The organism is Streptomyces sp. NPDC002018 (genome assembly GCF_042890865.1).
Classification (GTDB): domain Bacteria; phylum Actinomycetota; class Actinomycetes; order Streptomycetales; family Streptomycetaceae; genus Streptomyces.
Genome location: NZ_JBIASO010000005.1, coordinates 206,104 through 225,943, shown reverse-complemented (window position 1 = coordinate 225,943; position 19,840 = coordinate 206,104). Strand labels below are relative to the sequence as shown.

Annotated in this window: 14 protein-coding genes; 10 read left to right on the top strand and 4 right to left on the bottom strand. The window is 72.2% G+C overall.

The genetic code is table 11. From position 1 onward, the window contains the following. Positions 1 to 49: 49 nt before the first annotated feature. From ACFYYH_RS10520 to ACFYYH_RS10505, 4 genes are all read left to right on the top strand, one after another. Complete coding sequence (locus ACFYYH_RS10520; protein ID WP_388548521.1) at positions 50 to 613, top strand: GNAT family N-acetyltransferase; 564 nt, start codon at positions 50 to 52, stop codon at positions 611 to 613. 183 nt (positions 614 to 796) lie between these two features. Continuing rightward, positions 797 to 1,423 carry a hypothetical protein gene (locus ACFYYH_RS10515; protein WP_388548518.1) on the top strand — a complete coding sequence of 209 codons (627 nt, stop codon included), beginning with the start codon at positions 797 to 799 and terminating at the stop codon, positions 1,421 to 1,423. A gap of 286 nt (positions 1,424 to 1,709) precedes the next feature. Continuing rightward, positions 1,710 to 1,964, top strand: a complete 255-nt coding sequence (locus ACFYYH_RS10510) for a hypothetical protein (RefSeq protein ID WP_388548517.1) — start codon at positions 1,710 to 1,712, stop codon at positions 1,962 to 1,964. A gap of 88 nt (positions 1,965 to 2,052) precedes the next feature. Further along, complete coding sequence (locus ACFYYH_RS10505; RefSeq protein WP_388548514.1) at positions 2,053 to 5,115, top strand: AAA family ATPase; 3,063 nt, start codon at positions 2,053 to 2,055, stop codon at positions 5,113 to 5,115. Positions 5,116 to 5,200: 85 nt separating this feature from the next. On the opposite strand, the gene ACFYYH_RS10500 is transcribed toward ACFYYH_RS10505, so the two are convergent. The 3 genes from ACFYYH_RS10500 to ACFYYH_RS10490 all read right to left on the bottom strand — a co-directional run bounded on the left by ACFYYH_RS10500 (position 5,201) and on the right by ACFYYH_RS10490 (position 7,879). Further along, a complete protein-coding gene (locus tag ACFYYH_RS10500; RefSeq protein WP_237539716.1) occupies positions 5,201 to 5,365 on the bottom strand; it encodes a DUF6191 domain-containing protein in 165 nt (54 codons plus the stop codon). A 48-nt stretch (positions 5,366 to 5,413) separates the two neighbouring features. Then, a complete protein-coding gene (locus ACFYYH_RS10495) occupies positions 5,414 to 6,571 on the bottom strand; it encodes a PQQ-dependent sugar dehydrogenase (RefSeq protein ID WP_388548511.1) in 1,158 nt (385 codons plus the stop codon). Positions 6,572 to 6,883: 312 nt separating this feature from the next. Continuing rightward, positions 6,884 to 7,879, bottom strand: a complete 996-nt coding sequence (locus ACFYYH_RS10490) for an aldo/keto reductase (protein WP_388548508.1) — start codon at positions 7,877 to 7,879, stop codon at positions 6,884 to 6,886. Positions 7,880 to 7,952: 73 nt separating this feature from the next. Here ACFYYH_RS10490 and ACFYYH_RS10485 point away from each other — a divergent pair, with 73 nt between their 5' ends. From ACFYYH_RS10485 to serA, 6 genes are all read left to right on the top strand, one after another. Continuing rightward, positions 7,953 to 8,891 (top strand): 2-hydroxyacid dehydrogenase, encoded by a 939-nt coding sequence (locus ACFYYH_RS10485; protein WP_388548505.1) that lies wholly within the window; start codon positions 7,953 to 7,955, stop codon positions 8,889 to 8,891. A gap of 231 nt (positions 8,892 to 9,122) precedes the next feature. Continuing rightward, positions 9,123 to 12,071, top strand: a complete 2,949-nt coding sequence (locus tag ACFYYH_RS10480; protein WP_388548503.1) for a putative bifunctional diguanylate cyclase/phosphodiesterase — start codon at positions 9,123 to 9,125, stop codon at positions 12,069 to 12,071. Between the two features lie 235 nt (positions 12,072 to 12,306). Next, positions 12,307 to 14,160, top strand: a complete 1,854-nt coding sequence (locus ACFYYH_RS10475) for an acetolactate synthase large subunit (protein WP_388548500.1) — start codon at positions 12,307 to 12,309, stop codon at positions 14,158 to 14,160. Between the two features lie 49 nt (positions 14,161 to 14,209). Continuing rightward, positions 14,210 to 14,734, top strand: a complete 525-nt coding sequence (ilvN, locus tag ACFYYH_RS10470; protein WP_066945691.1) for an acetolactate synthase small subunit — start codon at positions 14,210 to 14,212, stop codon at positions 14,732 to 14,734. Between the two features lie 38 nt (positions 14,735 to 14,772). Further along, positions 14,773 to 15,867, top strand: coding sequence for a ketol-acid reductoisomerase (gene ilvC, locus ACFYYH_RS10465; RefSeq protein ID WP_388548497.1), 1,095 nt, complete (start codon positions 14,773 to 14,775; stop codon positions 15,865 to 15,867). Between the two features lie 265 nt (positions 15,868 to 16,132). Next, entirely contained in the window at positions 16,133 to 17,725 is a 1,593-nt protein-coding gene (gene serA / locus ACFYYH_RS10460) for a phosphoglycerate dehydrogenase (RefSeq protein ID WP_388548494.1), read from the top strand. A gap of 338 nt (positions 17,726 to 18,063) precedes the next feature. On the opposite strand, the gene ACFYYH_RS10455 is transcribed toward serA, so the two are convergent. Further along, positions 18,064 to 19,674, bottom strand: coding sequence for a PucR family transcriptional regulator (locus tag ACFYYH_RS10455; protein WP_388548491.1), 1,611 nt, complete (start codon positions 19,672 to 19,674; stop codon positions 18,064 to 18,066). Between the last annotated feature and the right edge of the window lie 166 nt (positions 19,675 to 19,840).

Below are 19,840 nucleotides of genomic sequence, written 5' to 3'. Positions count from 1 at the left end.
CCCGCGGCGGGAGCAGGCTCGTACGGCAGACAGCGCACAGGAGGAGCCCATGTTCGCGATATCCCTCGGTGACGGGGCGGAGCTGCGGCCACTGGAGCCGTGGCAGGCCGAGGAGTTCCTCGCCCATATGGACCGCGCCAGGGATCTGGTCGACCAGCACATTCCGCTGGCCCGCGCGGCCTCGGACGTCGTATCGGCACGGGCGGTGCTCACCGGGTACGCGGAGAAGCAGGCCGCCGACAGCGGACGGATCTACGGGATCTGGCTCGGCTCCACCCTGGTGGGCGGGGTGCTCTTCCGGGTCTTCGACGCGGAGGCGGGCAACTGCGAGGTCGGCTGCTGGCTGGAGCCGGCCGCGACGGGGCGCGGGCTGGTGACGCGTGCCGCGCGCGTGCTGATCGACTGGGCGGTCGAGCGCCGGGGGATCCACCGGGTGGAATGGCAGGTGTCGTCCGCGAACGAGCCGAGCATCGGCGTGGCGCGGCGGCTCGGCATGACGCGGGAGGGGGTGCTGCGGGAGAGCTATCTCCACCGAGGGGTGCGGCAGCACACCGAGATCTGGTCGGTCCTGGCACCCGAGTGGCGCGCGCGGAAGGACGCCGCCGCCCGCTGAGCCTTCGCGCCGCCGTCTCCCCGGGCCCCTTCGCCGGCGACCGGCCCCTCCCAGGGCCTCCGAGCCTCCGGGCCCTCGGGCCCCCGGGCCCCGGAGTCCGGCCGGGAACGGCGGGAGCCCACCCGTTCCGGGACGTTCCGCCGTTCTCAGGAAGTTCTCAGACGGGGCCCCTAGCGTGCGGGTATGAATCCCACCCCCGAGACCCCCACCTCCACGCCGGAAACGGCCGAGGCCCCCACCGCCAAGGCCCCGGAGGTGATATCCGACTCCGCGTCCGAGGGCCCCTCGCTCGCCAAGGCCGACCCCCGGACCGGCCCCCGGACCGGGCCGCAGGGTGCCGCCGCCGACGACCCCGAGGACGCCGAGGGCGTCCACGACCTGGACGACGACGAGGACCTGATCGACGACGACGACGCCGACGAGCGCCGTCCGTCCGGTCTCGGCGCCGCCGCCGCGGCCGTCGTCGCGGTCTGCCTCGGCATCATCGCCCTGACCGGCACCTGGACCGGCCGGGTCGTCGCCGAGCGCGAGACCCTTGTCGGGCAGATCACGACCGGCCAGTCCGCCACCCCGGCGCAGCAGATCTCGGAGATCTACGGTGACGCCTGGCACGCCACCGCCGCGGTCAACGGCGTCGTGGCGCTGCTGGCGCTCCTCGTCGGTGTGATCGTGCTGGTCCTGCCCCAGCGGGCCGGCTGGGTGCGCCCCTTCGCCGTGGCCGGGGCCGTTCTCGGTTTCCTCGGGCTGCTGGTCTCCGTAGGGATGTACTTCGACCTCTTCGCGGCCCTGCCGACCACCCCCGCCGCCTGACGGCGAGCGGAAGCCCCGCAGCGTTGCCCGTATGCCCGTATGCCCGTCGGCCTGTTCTGAGGCCGTGCCCGAGGACCCGTCCCCGAACCCTTAGGCGCGCCGGACGGGCCAGGGAAGCCTTAGGGGCCAGGGGGGCCTTAGGCCCTCCCCGCCCTCGCCGGCCCTCTTTCTGAGGTCCGGCGGGCCGCCGGAATGCGGAACTCTCCCGATGTGCCGGGACCCCCTGGGAGACGAAGGTGGAGGCGTCGACAAGACGCCGGAACACCTTCGCACCAGGGGGAAGACGATGTGGGAGCACGAACTCCAGAAGGTCCACAGGGCCGAGCTGATCCGCAGGGCCGACAACGAGCGGCTCGTACGCGAGGTCCGTGAGGCGGGCCGTGAGACACGCCGACAGGCCCGGAGGGCGGCCAGGGACACGGCCGGGAACACCCGCAGGGACACGGCCGGGAACACCCGCGGGGGCACGGGCGGGGACGCCCGCGGGGACGCGGGGGAGGACCGGGGGAAGGGCCCCGGCCGGTTCACCCGTGCGGCATGACGCCGTGGGGACGACGAGCGCCTCGCCCGCGCGCGCCTCACCGCCGGGCCCCCCGATAACGGGTGCCGCGTTGTCGGACGCCTGTGCGATGCTCGGGCCTGTGGAGACCAGGTCCGTCAGCCCGGTGTTCGTCGGCAGGGCCGGTGAACTGACCGCGCTCACCCAAGCGCTCGCCCGCGCCACCGCGGGCGAGCCCCAGGCGCTGCTCATCGCCGGTGAGGCCGGGGTCGGCAAGACCCGGCTCATCGAGGAGCTGCACGAGGTCGCCTGCGCGCGGAAGGCCGTCGTCGCGGTCGGCGGATGCGTCGAGATCGGCGCGGACGGACTGCCGTTCGCGCCCTTCTCCACCGCCCTGCGCTCGCTGCGCCGCCAGTTGCCCGACGAGCTGGCCGCGGCGGCCGAGGGCCAGCAGGACGAGCTGGCCAGGATCCTGCCCGAGCTGGGCCGCTCCGACCGGGGCGCGCTCGGCGAGGACGGCACGGCCCGGCTGTTCGAACTCACCGCGCGGCTGCTGGAGCGGCTGGCGGCCGACCGTACGGTCGTGCTCGTCCTGGAGGACCTGCACTGGGCGGACGCCTCGACCCGCCATCTCCTGGCCTATCTGTTCCGCGCGCTGCGCCGCGGCCGGCTCGTCGTGCTGGCCACCTACCGCGCCGACGACATCCACCGCCGCCATCCGCTGCGGCCGCTGCTGGCCGAGCTGGACCGGCTGCGGTCCGTACGGCGCATCGAACTCTCCCGCTTCACCCGCGCCGAGGTCCGGCGCCAGCTCACCGGCATCCTCGCGGCCGAACCGGAGCCGGCCCTGCTGGACCAGATCTTCGAGCGCTCCGACGGGAACGCCTTCTTCGTGGAGGAGCTGGCCTGTTCCCTCGGGACGGGCTGCGGCACCGGACTGAGCGACTCCCTGCGCGATCTGCTGCTGGTCAGGGTCGAGGCGCTGCCCGAGGACGCCCAGCGGGTCGCCAGGATCGTCGCCGAGGGCGGCACCACCGTCGAGTACCCCCTGCTGCTGGCGGTCGGCCGCCTCGCCGAGGACGATCTGATCGAGGCCCTGCGGGCCGCTGTCGGCGCCAATATCCTGCTGCCCACGGAGGACGGCGACGGCTACCGCTTCCGGCACTCCCTGGTGCGCGAGGCGGTCAGCGACGATCTGCTCCCCGGCGAGCGCTCCCGGCTCAACCGCCGCTACGCTCAGGTGCTGGAGGCCGATCCCTCGCTCGTACGGGCCGATGAGCGCACCACACGGCTGGCCAGCCACTGGTACCACGCGCACGATGTCGCGAAGGCCCTTCCCGCCGTTCTGAGAGCCTCTGTGGAGGCACGGCGGCGCTACGCCTACTCCGAGCAACTGCGGCTGCTGGAAAGGGCGATGGAGCTGTGGGACGACGCCCCCGGGAGCGTGCGTGACACCCTGCGGCCACCGGACGACGCCGACACCGAGGTCTATCCCCTCTGCGGGCGCGACCCGGCCCCGCTGACGTATCTGGACCTGATGGCGGAGGCGACGGTCGCGGCGCGGCTCGGCGGCGAGCGGGAACGCGCCCTCGCGATAGCCAAGAAGGCCCTCCGGGCCCTGGACGGCGAGGACGGGGAGCAGGACCCGCTGCGCGCCGCGTGGTTCTGGATCCAGCGCTCCAAGATGATGCAGGAGCTCACGCGCGGCGACGGCTGGCAGGAGCTGGCCACCGCGCAGGAGCTGGTACGCGGGCTCCAGCCGTCCGCCGTGCACGCGGAGGTCCTCGCCAGTGTCGCCGCGTGGGGCGCGCTGCACCGGCCGGGACCCGACAGCCTGGTCGCCGCCAACCGCGCCGTGGAGTACGCCCGGCTCGTCGGCGCGGAACACACCGGACTGCACGCCCGCCTCACCCGCGGCTGGCTCACCGCCGACGCCGGGGACGTCGAGGAGGGCCTCGCGGAGATGTACGCGGTGCGGGACCGGGCCGACGCCCTGGGGGCGGTCGGGGTCCTGGGCCGGGCCAGCATCAATCTGCCGTCCACGCTGGAGGGCATGGGCCGCTCGGAGGAGGCGGTGGCCGCCGCGGACCGGGGCATCGCCGTCACCCATCAGCGCGGCCTCGCCGACACGGAGGCCTGGGTACGGGGGAACCAGGCCCACTCGCTCCACTCGCTGGGCCGCTGGTCCGAGGCGGACGCCGTCCTCGACATCGCCGCCGGACTCGCCCACTCCCACAAGGCGCGCGGGGTCGTCGCCGTGTGCCGGGCCGAGCTGGCCCTGACCCGCGGTGAACTCGACGAGGCACAGCGCCAGGTGGAGCTGACCCGGGCCCTCGTCGGCACGCACGACCCGCAGCCGCAGCACTTCATCACACCGGCCCGGCTGATGATGGGGATCGCCGCACGGCGGGGCGTGCCCGCCGACGCCAGGGCCGAGTTCGAGCGGATCGCCGAGCAGGGCTTCCCGCCGGGCACCCAGCGGTACGCGCTGCCGCTGCTGTGCGCGGCGGCGGCGACGGAGGCGGACACCCGGGGACTGCCCGGCACCGAGGAGGACCGGCCGGCCGTGCTCGCGGCCATCCGCTCCCACGCCGGACGGCTGCCCACCCTGGTGCCCGTCTGGCGCGCGTACGGCCTCATGCTGGACGCGGAACTGGCCCGCGCGGAGGGCACCGCGACGCCGGAGCACTGGGCGGGGGTCGTCGCCGCCTTCGAGGAGACCGGCCGTCCCTTCGAACGGGCACTCGCCCGTCTGCGCCGGGCGTCGGCCCTTCTGGACGCCCACGCCGGCCGGGCGGAAGCGGCCGGGCTGCTCGCCCAGGCCCACACCACCGCCCTGCGGCTCGGTGCCCGGCCCCTCGCCGAGGACATCACGCGGGTCGCGGGACGGGCACGCCTCGGCCTCCCGGGCGCCGCAGGCGGGGCCGTGGAGCGCGCGGCCCCGCGGCCCGTCCCCGACCCGGCCCGCTCCCTGGGGCTTACCCCCCGGGAACAGGACGTCCTGCGCCTTGTCGCCGCCGGTCACAGCAACCGCCGGATCGCCGAGGAGCTGTACATCTCACCCAAGACCGCGAGCGTCCATGTCTCCAACATCCTGGCCAAACTGGGTGTCTCCGGGCGTACGGAGGCCGCGGCTCTCTCCCACCGCCTCCGTCTCTTCCCCGACCCGGCGGACGCCTCCGCGCGTTCCTGAGGGCCGTCCCCGCGCGGGGACGGCTCAGGCAAGTCCTCGGGGGCCAGTCCTCCGGGGCCAGTCCTCGGTGGTCAGTCCTCTGTGGTCAGTCCTCGGCCGGCGCCGGGACCCTGATCGTGACCTTTCCGGAGGCGAGGTCTATCGGGCCCCGGCCCGGATCGTTGTCATCGACGTCCACCCGGCTGACTTCCAGCCGCTTCTGCTCGTCGTCGGTGTGCTTGCGGCCCGGAGCGAAGATCTCTTCGATCATGTTGAACACAGACAACTCACCGTCCCACTACCTGGTGCCGGGCCCCGTTCAGGAGACCTCCAGCCGGAGGATTCTGTCGTCCCCCGGCTTCGGCGTGCCCCGGCCGTCCGTATTGTTGGTCACCAGCCACACCGTGCCGCCACCCGTGGAAAGCACGGTGCGCAGGCGGCCGTACTCGCCTACGAGGAACGCCTGGGGTGGTGCCGCCAATTCCCGTCCCGCCAGCGGAGCGCGCCACAGCCGCTCACCGCGCAGGGTCGCCAGCCAGATGGAGCCCTCCGCGAAGGCGATCCCGCTGGGTGAGGCCTCGCTCGGCGGCCACTCCGCGACGGGACTGACCACGCCCGGCCGGTCGGACTTTCCCTCGGCGTCCGGCCAGCCGTAATTCTTCCCGGGCTCGATCAGATTCAGCTCGTCCCAGGTGTTCTGACCGAACTCCGAGGCCCAGAGGCGTTTCCCGGAATCCCAGGCCAGACCCTGCACATTGCGGTGGCCATAGGAATAGACGACCGAATCCGGCTCGGGATTGCCATGGACGGGCTGTCCGTCGGGAGTCATCCGGAGGATCTTGCCGGCGAGGGATTTCCGGTCCTGGGCGAGCTGCCCGTCCCCGCTCTCCCCCGTACCCGCGTACAGCATTCCGTCCGGGCCGAAGGCGATCCGCCCGCCGTTGTGGATGGTGCCTTTCGGGATACCGCGCAGCACCGTGTCGGGCGCGCCGAGCTGCTGCCCCGCGGGCTTCTTCCCGTCGTACAGCATCCGGGCGATGCGGTTGTCCGACTCGGTGGTGAAGTACGCGTACACCAGACGGTCCGCGCCGAAGGTGGGGGAGAGGGCGATCCCGAGCAGCCCGCCCTCGCCCGCCGAGGAGACCCCCGGCACCGTCGAGACCAGGCTCTTCTTCCCGTTCTCCGCGTCGACCCGGGTGATCGTCCCCTCGTCGCGCGAGGAGACCAGGAGATCGCCGTCGGGCAGGGCGGCCAGCCCCCAGGGCGAGTTCAGCCCCTCGGTCAGGGTCGACACCACCTTCACCGAGCCCTTCGCGGGCGCGGCCGGCGGGCTGGGCGTCCCGCTCCCGGGCGAGGCCGCCGGACTCGACGCCGCGGGCCGCCCCGGCCCGGGACCGGTCCCGCCGTCGGAGGAACATCCGGTGACCACGAGAAGAGCGGCAGCGGCCCCCACGGCCGTCACAGCTGAACGATGCACGGTTCCGATCCCTTCGACGACGGCGCTCGAACTGACGGCGCGCTTCCCCTGTTCATACACCGCCGCCCCGGCTCGGGTTCCCGCCGACGGCGTACTCATGGCCGATCGAACGGATCCGGCCAATCAGCGGCCCGCCGGCCCGCCGGCCCGCAGGCCGCCGCAGGCAACCCATCGCCCGGGACCCGCCGCCCGACCCGCTGACCCACCATGCCCCGCGGCCGGCCGACGGCAGTCCGACGGCGTCCGACGGCGTCCGACGGCGTCCGTCGACGGAGGTCCTCAGCGGCGTCCGCCGGCGGATCCGCCGCCGTCTCAGTCCCACGACCCCCGTGCCGGCGGCAGCGCCGCGATCTCCGCCAGATCCCGCGCCGTCAGCTCCACCTCGGCCGCGCCCGCGTTCTCCACGGCCCACCGCTCCCGCTTCGTCCCCGGCAGCGGCACCACATGACGCCCCCGGCCGAGCACCCAGGCCAGCGCCACCTGCGCCGGAGTCGCGCCGTGCCGCCCGGCGATCCGCCGCAACCCGGCCACCAGCGGCTGGTTCGCGGCCATCATCTCCGCCGTGAACCGAGGATGCCGCGCCCGCAGATCGTCCGGTTCGAACCCCTGCCCAGGGGTGAGCGTGCCCGTCAGAAAGCCGTTGCCCAGCGGCATCGCCGCCAGAAAACCCACGCCGCGCGCCTCGCACCACGGCAGCAGCCGCTCCAGCGCCTCCGGCGACCACACCGACAGCTCCGCCTCCACCGCGCTCACCGGGAAGACCTGCTGCACCCGCTCCAACTGCCGGATCGTCGCCTCGTGCAGATGCGCGCCGGATCTGCGCCGGGACGCGCGCGCCCCGACCGCGCACAGTCCGAGCGCCCGTACCTTCCCGGCGCCCACCAGTTCCGCCATCGCGCCCCATGTCTCCTCGACCGGTATCTCGGGATCGGCGCGGTGCAACTGGTAGAGATCGATCACATCGGTCTGGAGCCGCCGCAGCGAGGCGTCACAGGCCCGCCGCACATATCCGGGGCTGCCGTTGGCGACGATGTGCTGATCGCCCACGAGCAGCCCGCACTTGGTCGAGACGAAGGCGTCCGCGCGCCGCTGTCCGAGTACCCGCCCCAGCAGCAGTTCATTGGTGAACGGCCCGTACATGTCCGCCGTGTCGAGCAGGGTCGTCCCGGCGTCGAGCGCCGCGTGCACCGTACGGAGCGAACGGTCACCGCGCTGCTGCGAGCCGGTGTAGGCCCAGTGCATCGGCATACAGCCCAGCCCGACCGCTCCCACGTCCAGCGCCGCCGCACCGATTGTCCTGCGCTCCAACGCCGTTACCCCTCCCTGTGCCGTCCTCAAGCTAACCTCATCGGTCCGACGCGCTTCGCATAGCCTCCTGACCATGACTTCAGACGTGTGGCTCCCGTTTCCGGCCGAGGAGATCGACGGCCTTCCCCCGGGGCTCCGCCTCCGCCTCTGGGACGGCACCCAGGACTTCCCCGCCGACCCGGCCGACTGCGCCTTCTACGTCGTCCCGTACATGAAGGGCCCGGAGATCGCGATACGGCCGCTCGCCGCGATGACCTCGGTACGCGTCGTCCAGACCCTCTCGGCGGGAACCGACCATGTGACCCCCGGGCTCGGCTCGCTGCCCGCCGGGGTGCGGCTCTGCAACGCCCGGGGCGTCCACGAGGCCAGTACCGCCGAACTCACCCTCGCGCTCGTCCTCGCCTCCCTGCGCGGCATCCCCGGCTTCGTCCGGGGACAGGAGCGGGAGGAATGGCGCTCGGGCTTCTACCCCGCGCTCGCCGACCGGTCCGTGCTGATCGTCGGATACGGATCGATCGGCGCCGCCATCGAGGACCGGCTCGCGCCCTTCGAGTGCGCGCGGGTGGCGCGCGTCGCGCGCTCCGCACGCACTACGGAGCGCGGTGCGGTCCACGCGTTCACCGAGCTGCCCGCGCTGCTGCCGGACGCCGATGTGGTGATCCTGTCGACACCGCTCACCGAAAGCACGAAAGGCCTGGTGGGAACCGAGTTCCTGGCCCGGATGAAGGACGGCGCCCTGCTGGTGAACATGGCGCGCGGCCCCGTCGTCGACACTGAGGCGCTGCTCGCGGAGACGAAAAGCGGAAGGATCACGGCCGCTCTCGATGTCACCGACCCGGAACCCCTCCCCGCGGGGCATCCGCTCTGGCATGCTCCGGGTGTCCTCGTCAGCCCCCACGTCGGCGGGTCCACCTCGGCGTTCCTGCCGCGTGCCAAGCGTCTGCTGGTCGACCAGCTCACCCGGTTCGCCACCGGGGAGGAACTGCGCAACACCGTCCTCGTCACCGGATGAACCCCCGCGGAAGCACCCCCTGACCGTCCGCGCGCCGGTCATCGGACACGCTCCGCAGCCGTCCGGACACCCTCGTGGCCGACAACCGCCCAGGTCGTCATGGAGAGTAGAAGAACTATGTCCCTGAGTGACGAGACTGGTGTATCGTCCCGATCTGGGGGCTGCTCCATGTCCGGAGCGGCGCGGCGGAGCGACCAGAATCCGAGGGGGGCGACGGGCGATGTACAGCCGATGGACCAACGATCCGACGCGGCAGGGACGCCGGCGGCGACCTCCGGACACCCCGGTGCGCAGGCCGGCCCCCTCGGCGGTGACAGCGAAGCGTCCTGGAGCGATCCGGTGAGCGCCGAGGGCGTGTTCCTCGGCCGGCGGTCGGTCCCCGGCAGCGGCACGGCGCTGCTGGCACAGCTTCTCCTCGCCCTGATCTGCGGGGGATACGCGACCGGGGCCGCGCTCGGCTGGGGCTCGGAGAAACTGGCCCTCTTCATGGGGGATTTCGGGCTGAGCCTCGCCGCCCTGATCGCCGCCGTCTCCTGCTTCCTCTACGCACGCGTCCGGGGCGGCCCCTTCCGGCCCGCCTGGCTGCTGTTCTCGTTCTCCTCGGCGATGGCCGCCGGCGGCAACGCGGTCTGGGGCTGGTACGAATTCGTCCTGGGCAGGCCGGTGCCCAGCCCCTCCCTCGCCGACCTCTTCTTCCTCTGCTTCGCGCCGCCCGCCATCGTGGGCCTGCTCGTCCTCGCCAAGCGCCCGGTCAGCCGGGCCGGCTGGCTCTGTCTCGCGCTGGACTCCTGGCTGATCGGCGGCTCGCTGCTCACCCTCTCCTGGAGCCTGGCCCTGGCGCGCACCACCCGGGTCAGCGGCGAGAGCGTGACCCAGGCGGCGCTGTCCCTCGCCTATCCGCTGCTCGACATCGTGCTCGTCAGCATGGTCCTCGCCCTCCACTTCCGGCGCTCCACGGGCAGCCGTTCCGCGGTGAACACCGCGATCGCCGCCCTCGCTCTGACGGTGCTGTGCGACGCCCTGTTCACCTCGCCGCTCATGCGGGAGACCTACCGCTCGGGCCAGCTCCTGGACGCCGGCTGGTTCGCCGGCTCGCTGCTCCTCGCCTACGCGCCCTGGGGCGTGCGCCGGACGCCCGAGAGCGTCCCGCAGCCGCGCCCGAGCCGGCAGAGCCGCCCCTCCGGCCATCCGATCGCCGGTTCCCTGGCCGCGATCACGCCGTATCTCGCGGCGGCGGTCTGCACCCTGGGAATCCTCTACAACGTCATCGAGGGCCGTCAGGTGGACCGGGTGGTGGTCCTCACGGGCTGTACGGTCGTACTCGCCCTCGTCGTGCGCCAGGGCATCATGCTCATCGACAACATCGCCCTCACCCATGAACTGGCGCAGAAGGAGAACCACTTCCGCTCCCTGGTCCAGGGATCCAGCGATGTGATCATGATCGCCGCGCCCTCCGGGATACTGCGCTATGTCAGCCCCGCGGCCTCCGGGGTGTACGGACGCGAGGCCGAGGATCTCGTCGGCGCCGAACTCGCCTCGATCATCCACCCGGACGATCTCGGCCGCGTCGTCCACGAGGTGCGGAGATTCCTGGCCGCGCCCCCCTCGGAGGAGCCCACCACCCGCATCGAGTGCCGCTTCAGGTCGGGCACCGGCGACTGGCTCAATGTGGAGTCCACCGTCAACCGCCACCAGGGCGGGCTGATCTTCAACAGCCGGGACGTCACCGAACGGGTCCGTCTCCAGGCGCAGTTGCAGCACAACGCCGAGCACGACCCGCTGACCGATCTGCCCAACCGGGCCCTGTTCACCGAGCGGGTGCGCCAGGCCCTGTCCGGCCGCCGTACGACCGACGCCGGCACCGCCGTGCTCTTCATCGACCTCGACGGCTTCAAGGCCGTCAACGACCGTCTGGGCCACCAGGCCGGGGACGAGCTGCTGATCCTCGCCGCGCACCGGCTCCAGGAGTCCGTACGGGCCGGGGACACCGCCGCCCGGCTCGGCGGGGACGAGTTCGCGGCCCTCGTCCTCGGCGACGGCGGCACCGACCGCAGGGCCCGGGAGTACCAGGTCCATGAGATCGCCGACCGGCTGCGCCTCAAGCTCTCCCAGCCCTACCGCATCGACGGCAACGATGTCCGGGTCGCCGCCTCCATCGGTGTCGCCTTCGCCGAGCCCGGCACGACCCCCACCGATCTGATGCGCAACGCCGACCTCGCCATGTACCGCGCCAAGGCGGGCGGCAAGGACCGCGTCGAGCTGTACGCGCCCCAGATGCAGGCCGATGTGGTCCGCAGGACGGAGCTGGCCGCCCGGCTGCGCACCGCGCTCCACGACGGCGAGTTCGCCCTGCTCCACCAGCCCGTGGTCCATCTCGCCACCGGCCGGGTCTCCTCCGTGGCCGCCCAGGCCCGCTGGCGCTCGGCCCAGGGCATCCTCTTCACCCCGGCCGAGTTCCTGCGCGTCACCGACGACAGCGACCGCACCGCGGAACTCGCCCGCTGGCTGCTCGAAGAAGCCGTCGCCCAGGCCGCGGAGCGCGCCAGAAAGGGCCATCCCGTACCCGTGGCGGTCCGGCTCCCGGCCCGCAGGCTGCTCGACAGGTCGATGCCGCTCGGCTCCATCGAGGCCCTGCTGACCCGCCATGGACTCGCCTCCGGGGATCTGGTGATCGAGCTGGCCGACACCGACCCGCGCGCCTCGCTGGACGAGCTGGAGCGCCGGCTCGTCGCGCTGCGCCGGCTCGGGGTACGGATCGCGCTCGACGGCTTCGGCAGCGGTTACGCGGCGATAAACGCGCTGCGGCGCCTCCCCGTCGACGTACTGAAACTGGACCGCGGTCTGGTGGAGGGCGTCGTGGAGTCCGCCCGGCTGCACAAGATCACCGCGGGGCTGCTCAGGATCGCCGGCGATCTGGGTCTCCAGTCGGTGGCCGACGGCGTGGATGTGCCCGAGCAGGTGCTCGCGCTGCGCGCCATGGGGTGCACCCACGGCCAGGGGATGGCCTTCTCCGGGCCGCTCGACGAGTACCGGCTGCGCCGGGCCCTGGTGGGCGGCGCGTACACGCTGCCGGGCGGCGGCGCCGTCCGGCCCGTCCTGACCGGGAGCGCGCTGCCGGTCAGAAACCCTCGTCAGCCGGTCACCGACCGGATTCCGCGTCCCCTCGATCCGCTCAAATAATGAGACTCCCATCCCACCCACTTGACAGCCGGGGCGCGCCGGAGGGAGGGTCTGAGCCATGCGCACCCGAATTCTCGTACTTGGACAGCGCGTCGGCTGAAGCAGAGCTCCGTATCCCGCTCTGCAGACCGCACCGACGCGCTCCCCTCGCTTGCCTCACGGCACGAGGGGTTTTTTGTTGCACCGGCACACCACAAACCTCGCAAAAACCCTCAGCTTCGAGAAGAGAATGCCGATGACCGAGCAGGCCACCGGGGCCCACCATCCGCAACCGCGGGCCCGTAACGGCGGACCGTCCTCCGCCTCCGTTGAGCACGTCACGGGTGCGCAGTCCCTCATCCGTTCGCTCGAGGAAGTGGGCGCCGACACGGTATTCGGCATCCCCGGCGGTGCGATCCTGCCCGCCTACGACCCGATGATGGACTCCACCCGGGTCCGTCATGTGCTGGTCCGCCATGAGCAGGGCGCGGGCCACGCGGCCACCGGTTACGCCCAGGCCACCGGCAGGGTGGGCGTCTGCATGGCGACCTCGGGCCCCGGCGCCACCAATCTGGTCACCCCGATCGCCGACGCCCATATGGACTCGGTGCCGCTGGTCGCGATCACCGGCCAGGTCGCCAGCAAGGCCATCGGGACGGACGCCTTCCAGGAGGCGGACATCTGCGGCATCACCATGCCGATCACCAAGCACAACTTCCTTGTCACCAAGGCCGAGGACATCCCGCGCACCATCGCGGAGGCCTTCCACATCGCCTCCACCGGCCGTCCGGGCCCCGTCCTGGTCGACATCGCCAAGGACGCGCTCCAGGCCCGTACGACCTTCAGCTGGCCGCCCACCCACGACCTGCCCGGCTACCGCCCGGTCACCAAGCCGCACGCCAAGCAGATCCGTGAGGCCGCCAAGCTGATCACCCAGGCCAGGCGGCCGGTGCTCTATGTCGGCGGCGGAGTCATCAAGGCCGGCGCGACCGCCGAGCTGAAGGTCCTCGCGGAGCTGACCGGCGCCCCCGTCACCACCACCCTGATGGCGCTGGGCTCCTTCCCCGACAGCCACCCGCTGCATGTGGGAATGCCGGGCATGCACGGTTCGGTCACCGCCGTCACCGCGCTCCAGAAGGCCGATCTGATCATCGCCCTGGGTGCCCGCTTCGACGACCGCGTCACCGGCAGACTCGACAGCTTCGCCCCGTACGCCAAGATCGTCCACGCCGATATCGACCCGGCCGAGATCGGCAAGAACCGCGCCGCCGACGTGCCGATCGTCGGCGACGCGCGTGAGGTCCTCGCCGATCTGGTCCAGGCCGTCCAGGCCGAGCACACCGAGGGCCGGGTGGGGGACTACAGCGCCTGGTGGCGGGATCTCAACCGCTGGCGCGAGACCTATCCGCTCGGCTACGAGCAGCCCGCGAACGGCAGCCTCTCCCCGCAGCAGGTCATCCAGCGCATCGGCCAGCTCGCCCCGGAGGACACCATCTACGCCGCGGGCGTCGGCCAGCACCAGATGTGGGCCGCGCACTTCATCGACTACGAGAAGCCCGCCACCTGGCTCAACTCCGGCGGCGCGGGGACCATGGGATACGCCGTCCCGGCCGCCATGGGCGCCAAGGCGGGCCGGCCCGACCGTACGGTCTGGGCGATCGACGGCGACGGCTGCTTCCAGATGACCAATCAGGAACTGACCACCTGCGCGCTCAACAACATCCCGATCAAGGTCGCGATCATCAACAACGGCGCGCTGGGGATGGTCCGCCAGTGGCAGACCCTCTTCTACAACCAGCGCTACTCCAACACCGTCCTGCACTCGGGCCAGGAGACGACGGAGGGCGGCCCCACCGGTGGCACCCGCGTCCCCGACTTCGTGAAGCTCTCCGAGGCCATGGGCTGTGTCGCGATGCGCTGCGAGTCGCCCGAGGAGCTGGACGCGGTCATCGCCAAGGCGAACGCGATCAACGACCGCCCCGTGGTGGTCGACTTCATCGTCCACGAGGACGCCCAGGTGTGGCCGATGGTCGCCGCAGGCACCTCCAACGACGAGGTCATGGCCGCGCTGGGTGTCCGCCCCGACTTCGGCGACAACGCGGACGACTGAGCCGGAACGAGAGCACGAGAGACCGAGAGCCCGAGAGAGAGACCGACACATGACCAGGCACACGCTCTCCGTTCTGGTGGAGAACACCCCCGGTATCCTCGCCAGGATCGCCGCCCTGTTCTCCCGCCGCGGCTTCAACATCGACTCCCTCGCCGTCGGTGTCACCGAGCACCCCGACATCTCCCGCATCACCATCGTGGTCAATGTCGAGGAACTGCCCCTGGAGCAGGTGACGAAGCAGCTCAACAAGCTGGTGAACGTCCTCAAGATCGTCGAACTCGAGCCCGGCGCCGCGATCCAGCGCGAGCTCGTCCTGGTGAAGGTCCGCGCCGACAACGAGACCCGCTCCCAGATCGTCGAGATCGTCCAGCTCTTCCGCGCCAAGACCGTCGATGTCTCACCCGAGGCCGTCACGATCGAGGCCACCGGATCGAGTGACAAGCTCGACGCCATGCTCAAGATGCTGGAGCAGTTCGGCATCAAGGAGCTGGTGCAGTCCGGGACGATCGCCATAGGGCGTGGCGCGCGGTCCATCACGGACCGCAGCCTGCGGGCGCTCGACCGCAGCGCGTAGCCCGCTCAGCCCGTCCGTCCACCCGGGGTCCGGCTCGCATGGCGAGACCGGAAGACCGCCCCCGCCCGCCCCGCCGTACGGTGGGACGCAAGCTGCGAATACACAGAAGTGCACACCAAGGAGAAGACCCAGTGGCCGAGCTGTTCTACGACGACGATGCCGACCTGTCCATCATCCAGAACCGCAAGGTCGCGGTCATCGGTTACGGCAGCCAGGGCCACGCCCACGCGCTGTCGCTCCGTGACTCGGGTGTCGATGTCCGGGTCGGCCTGCACGAGGGCTCCACGTCCAGGGCCAAGGCCGAGGAGCAGGGCCTGCGCGTGGTGACGCCCGCAGAGGCCACCGCCGAGGCCGACGTCATCATGATCCTGGTGCCGGACCCGATCCAGGCCGAGGTCTACGAGAAGTCCATCAAGGACAATCTGAAGGACGGCGACGCCCTCTTCTTCGGCCATGGCCTCAACATCCGCTACGGCTTCATCAAGCCGCCGGCCAATGTCGATGTCGCGATGGTCGCCCCCAAGGGCCCCGGTCACCTGGTCCGCCGCCAGTACGAGGAGGGCCGCGGCGTTCCGTGTATCGCCGCCGTCGAGCAGGACTTCTCCGGCAGCGCCTTCGCGCTGGCCCTCTCGTACGCGAAGGGCATCGGCGGCACCCGCGCCGGCGTGATCAAGACGACGTTCAAGGAGGAGACCGAGACCGACCTGTTCGGTGAGCAGGCGGTGCTCTGCGGCGGTACCGCCGCGCTGGTCAAGGCGGGCTTCGAGACGCTGACCGAGGCCGGCTACCAGCCGGAGATCGCGTACTTCGAGTGCCTCCACGAGCTGAAGCTGATCGTGGACCTGATGTACGAGGGCGGTCTGGAGAAGATGCGCTGGTCGGTCTCCGAGACCGCCGAGTGGGGCGACTACGTCAGCGGCCCGCGCATCATCAACGACCAGACCAAGGTCGAGATGAAGAAGATCCTGGGCGAGATCCAGGACGGTACGTTCGCCAAGAACTGGATGGACGAGTACCACGGCGGTCTGAAGAAGTACAACGAGTACAAGAAGGCCGACAGCGACAGCCTGCTGGCGACCACCGGCGCCGAGCTGCGCAAGCTCATGAGCTGGGTCGACAACGACGACGCGTAACACCGCGCGGGGACGGCCCCGGTCCGCCCGGACCGGGGCCGTCCGCACGCACGACGACGCGGGACCGCACGTATGAGTGATCCTCTCGCGCGGGCGGATCACACGCCCCGTGACAGCACTAGACTGCTCACACATACGCGTCAGGCCCACAGCGTCGTGCGTCTTCCACGCGGCTAGGTCCTGTCCGACCGGGCACGCCCTAGGACCCCTCCACCGCCTGCGGCCGTCGGGACGGCCGTCCGCAATGGGACTTGTGAGGACTCACGTGAGCTCGAAACCTGTCGTACTCATCGCCGAAGAGCTTTCGCCCGCCACTGTCGACGCGCTCGGTCCGGACTTCGAGATCCGGCACTGCAACGGCGCCGACCGCGCGGAGCTGCTGCCCGCCATCGCCGATGTGGACGCCATTCTCGTCCGTTCCGCGACCAAGGTCGACGCCGAGGCGGTCGCCGCGGCCCCGAAGCTCCGGGTGGTCGCCCGCGCCGGGGTCGGCCTCGACAATGTCGATGTCTCCGCCGCCACCAAGGCCGGCGTGATGGTCGTCAACGCGCCGACCTCCAATATCGTCACCGCCGCCGAGCTGGCCTGCGGCCTGCTGGTCGCCACGGCGCGCAATATCCCGCAGGCGAACACCGCCCTCAAGAACGGCGAGTGGAAGCGCTCCAAGTACACGGGCGTCGAGCTGAGCGAGAAGACGCTGGGCGTGGTGGGCCTGGGCCGGATCGGTGTGCTGGTCGCCCAGCGCATGTCCGCCTTCGGGATGAAGATCGTCGCCTACGACCCCTACGTACAGCCGGCCCGTGCCGCGCAGATGGGCGTCAAGCTGCTGACGCTGGACGAGCTGCTGGAGGTCTCCGACTTCATCACCGTGCATCTGCCGAAGACCCCCGAGACGCTGGGGCTGATCGGCGACGAGGCGCTGCACAAGGTGAAGCCGACGGTACGGATCGTCAACGCCGCGCGCGGCGGGATCGTGGACGAGGAGGCGCTCGCCTCCGCCCTCAAGGAGGGCCGGGTCGCCGGCGCGGGGCTGGACGTGTACGCGAAGGAGCCCTGCACGGACTCCCCGCTGTTCCAGTTCGACCAGGTCGTCTGCACCCCGCACCTCGGCGCGTCCACCGACGAGGCCCAGGAGAAGGCGGGTATCGCGGTCGCCAGGTCCGTGCGGCTCGCCCTCGCCGGTGAGCTGGTCCCGGACGCGGTCAATGTCCAGGGCGGGGTCATCGCCGAGGACGTCAGGCCGGGGCTGCCGCTCGCCGAGAAGCTGGGCCGTATCTTCACCGCCCTGGCGGGCGAGGTCGCGGTCCGTCTCGATGTCGAGGTGTACGGCGAGATCACCCAGCACGATGTGAAGGTGCTCGAACTCTCCGCGCTCAAGGGCGTGTTCGAGGATGTCGTCGCCGAGACGGTCTCCTATGTGAACGCGCCGCTGTTCGCGCAGGAGCGCGGGGTGGAGGTGCGGCTCACCACATCGAGCGAGTCCCCGAACCACCGCAATGTGGTGACCGTGCGCGGCACGCTCGCCGACGGCGAGGAGGTCGCGGTCTCCGGCACGCTGGCGGGCCCCAAGCACCTTCAGAAGATCGTCGCGATCGGCGACTACGACATCGATCTGGCGCTGGCCGACCACATGGTCGTCCTGCGGTACGAGGACCGTCCCGGTGTGGTCGGCACGGTCGGCCGGATCCTCGGTGAGGCCGGACAGAACATTGCGGGGATGCAGGTCTCCCGGGTGGAGGAGGGCGGCGAGGCGCTGGTCGTGCTCACCGTCGACGACACGGTGTCGCCGTCCGTGCTCGCCGAGATCGCGGAGGAGATCGGCGCGACGTCGGCCCGCTCGGTGAACCTGACCGACTGAGCCGCACCGGCCGCAGCGGCCGGACCGGGCCAGGGGGCCCGGCTGAACGACGAGGGGCCCGGCAGCAGCCGGGCCCCTCGCATGTCTCCGGTGCCGACGGTGCGGCGAGGGGGCCCGTGCGGCCTCCTCGACGGTCTCCCTGGCTCGATGGCCTCACCGGCCGGTTCGCAGGCCGGTTCCGCTCATCGACTCCGGCCTCCCTCCCGGCAGTTGGCCCGCGACGGCGCTCGCGGCGCTCGCAGCCCGGGGCAGGCGATCGCGTCGGGGGCCTCGAACGCGTCGGGGGCGTCGGGGCGTTGGGGAGTCGGGGAGTCGGGGAGTCCCGGCCCCCGAGGCCGTCAGAGGCGGGCGGATTTGAGGGCCATATGCAGCAGCAGGCGGTCCTCGCCCTGGTCGAGGTCGAGGCCGGTGAGCTGTTCGATGCGGGACAGCCGGTAGTAGAGCGTCTGGCGGTGGATGCCGAGGGCGGCGGCCGTGCGGCCCGCCTGGCCCGCGTGGTCGAGGAACACCTCGGCGGTGTGGGCGAGTTCGGCGTGGGCCGGGGCCAGGAGTGGGCGGACCGCGGGATCCGGGCCGGTGGGGAGCGCGGTCAGCAGGCGGTACGGGCCGATCGAGGTCCACTCGGCCACCGGGCCCGTGTGCGGCCGGGCCAGGGACGTACGGGCGGAGGCGACCGCCTCCCGCCAGGCGGCGGGCAGTTCGGCCAGACCCCGGCGCGGGGCGCAGACGCCGGCGGCGACCTCAGGGCCCGCGCTGGCGCAGAGCCGGGCCACGGACGCGAGGACGGGCGCGAGCGCGTCCGCCGAGCGCAGCCGTACGAGCAGGGCCACCGCCTCGGGGCCCTCCCCGTCGCCCTGATCCGCCGCCGTGCCGGACGCGTCGCCGGTCCGCCACCCGGCCACCGCCTCGGGGGCCGCCGGGGGACCGGTGGGCCCGCCGGGAGGAGTCCGCCCGGCCGGGGCGTCCGCGGGGGGCGGGCCGGCGGGGTGCCCGGCCGTCCCGCCCCGGGGTGTCCGGGCGGGCGGACCGGCCGGACCGTCGTACGCCCGGTGGCCGTACGGATCGGCGGCGGGCGAGGGGCCGTGCGGGGGCGCCAGGTCCGTCCGCCGCGCGGATGCTTCCCCGCCGCCGTGCCCGCCGCCGTGCCCGCCGCTAGGTGTGCCCCGGGGAGTCCGGCCGGCCGGCTCGTCGGGACCGGGTGCACGGGCGGGCTCGTACGCGCTCGTGCGGCCGGCCGTCGCGGGCCCGTGGGACCGGACCGTACGGCCGGGGCGTCCGGTCCCGCCGCTCAGGCCGGCCGAAGGCGACCGCGGGTCCGCCCCCGGATACGGCAGCGTGCACAGGGCCGCCGTGCCCGGGACGGCGCGCAGCGAGGGCTCCTCCAGCCGCCAGGGCGCCACGCACAGCAGGACATGCGGACCGTCCGCGCTCGGGCCCAGCGCCGTGCGCAGGGTGGCCAGGGCCATGTCGCGCTGCCAGCCCGGCCCCGCCGTGAGCACCGCGCGCAGCTCGCGGGCCAGGTCCGCGCCCGCCTTCGCCTCCTCGGCGAGCAGGTCGCCGATCCGGGCCGTCACCTCCATGGCCGCGGCCAACCGGGAGTCGCTGGGGCCCGGGTCGGAGTCGTCGAGCAGCCATACGTACCCGAGCACCCCGCCCCGGTGCCGTACGGGCAGACAGATCCGGCCGCGGAAGACGCCCGCGTCCGGGGCGGCCGGGATACGGACCGGGCCCTTCGCCCGGGTGATGCCGAAGCCCTCGAACCAGGCCCGTACCGCCGGGGTGGACTTCCTGGTCAGGATCGAGCGCGTCCTGACCGGGTCCATCGCCGTGTCGTCGTCGCTGTCGTGCGCGCCGAAGGCGATCAGCCCGAAATCCCGGTTCTCCAGCGTCGTGGGGACACCGAGCAGCGCCGTGATCTCGTCGACCAGTTCCTGGTAATCGCCCTTCATCCGCATATTCTCGCACCGCCTTCAGACAAGTGTCTGAGATCCCGGCCACGGATGCGTGACACCTGTCGATGGCAGAGGATCGAAGCGGTCCCTAGGTTTCACAGTGGTTCTCCGTGCCGTACGGAAGCGGCCCTCCCGGCCCGCCCCGACCCGGCCCTGCTCGATC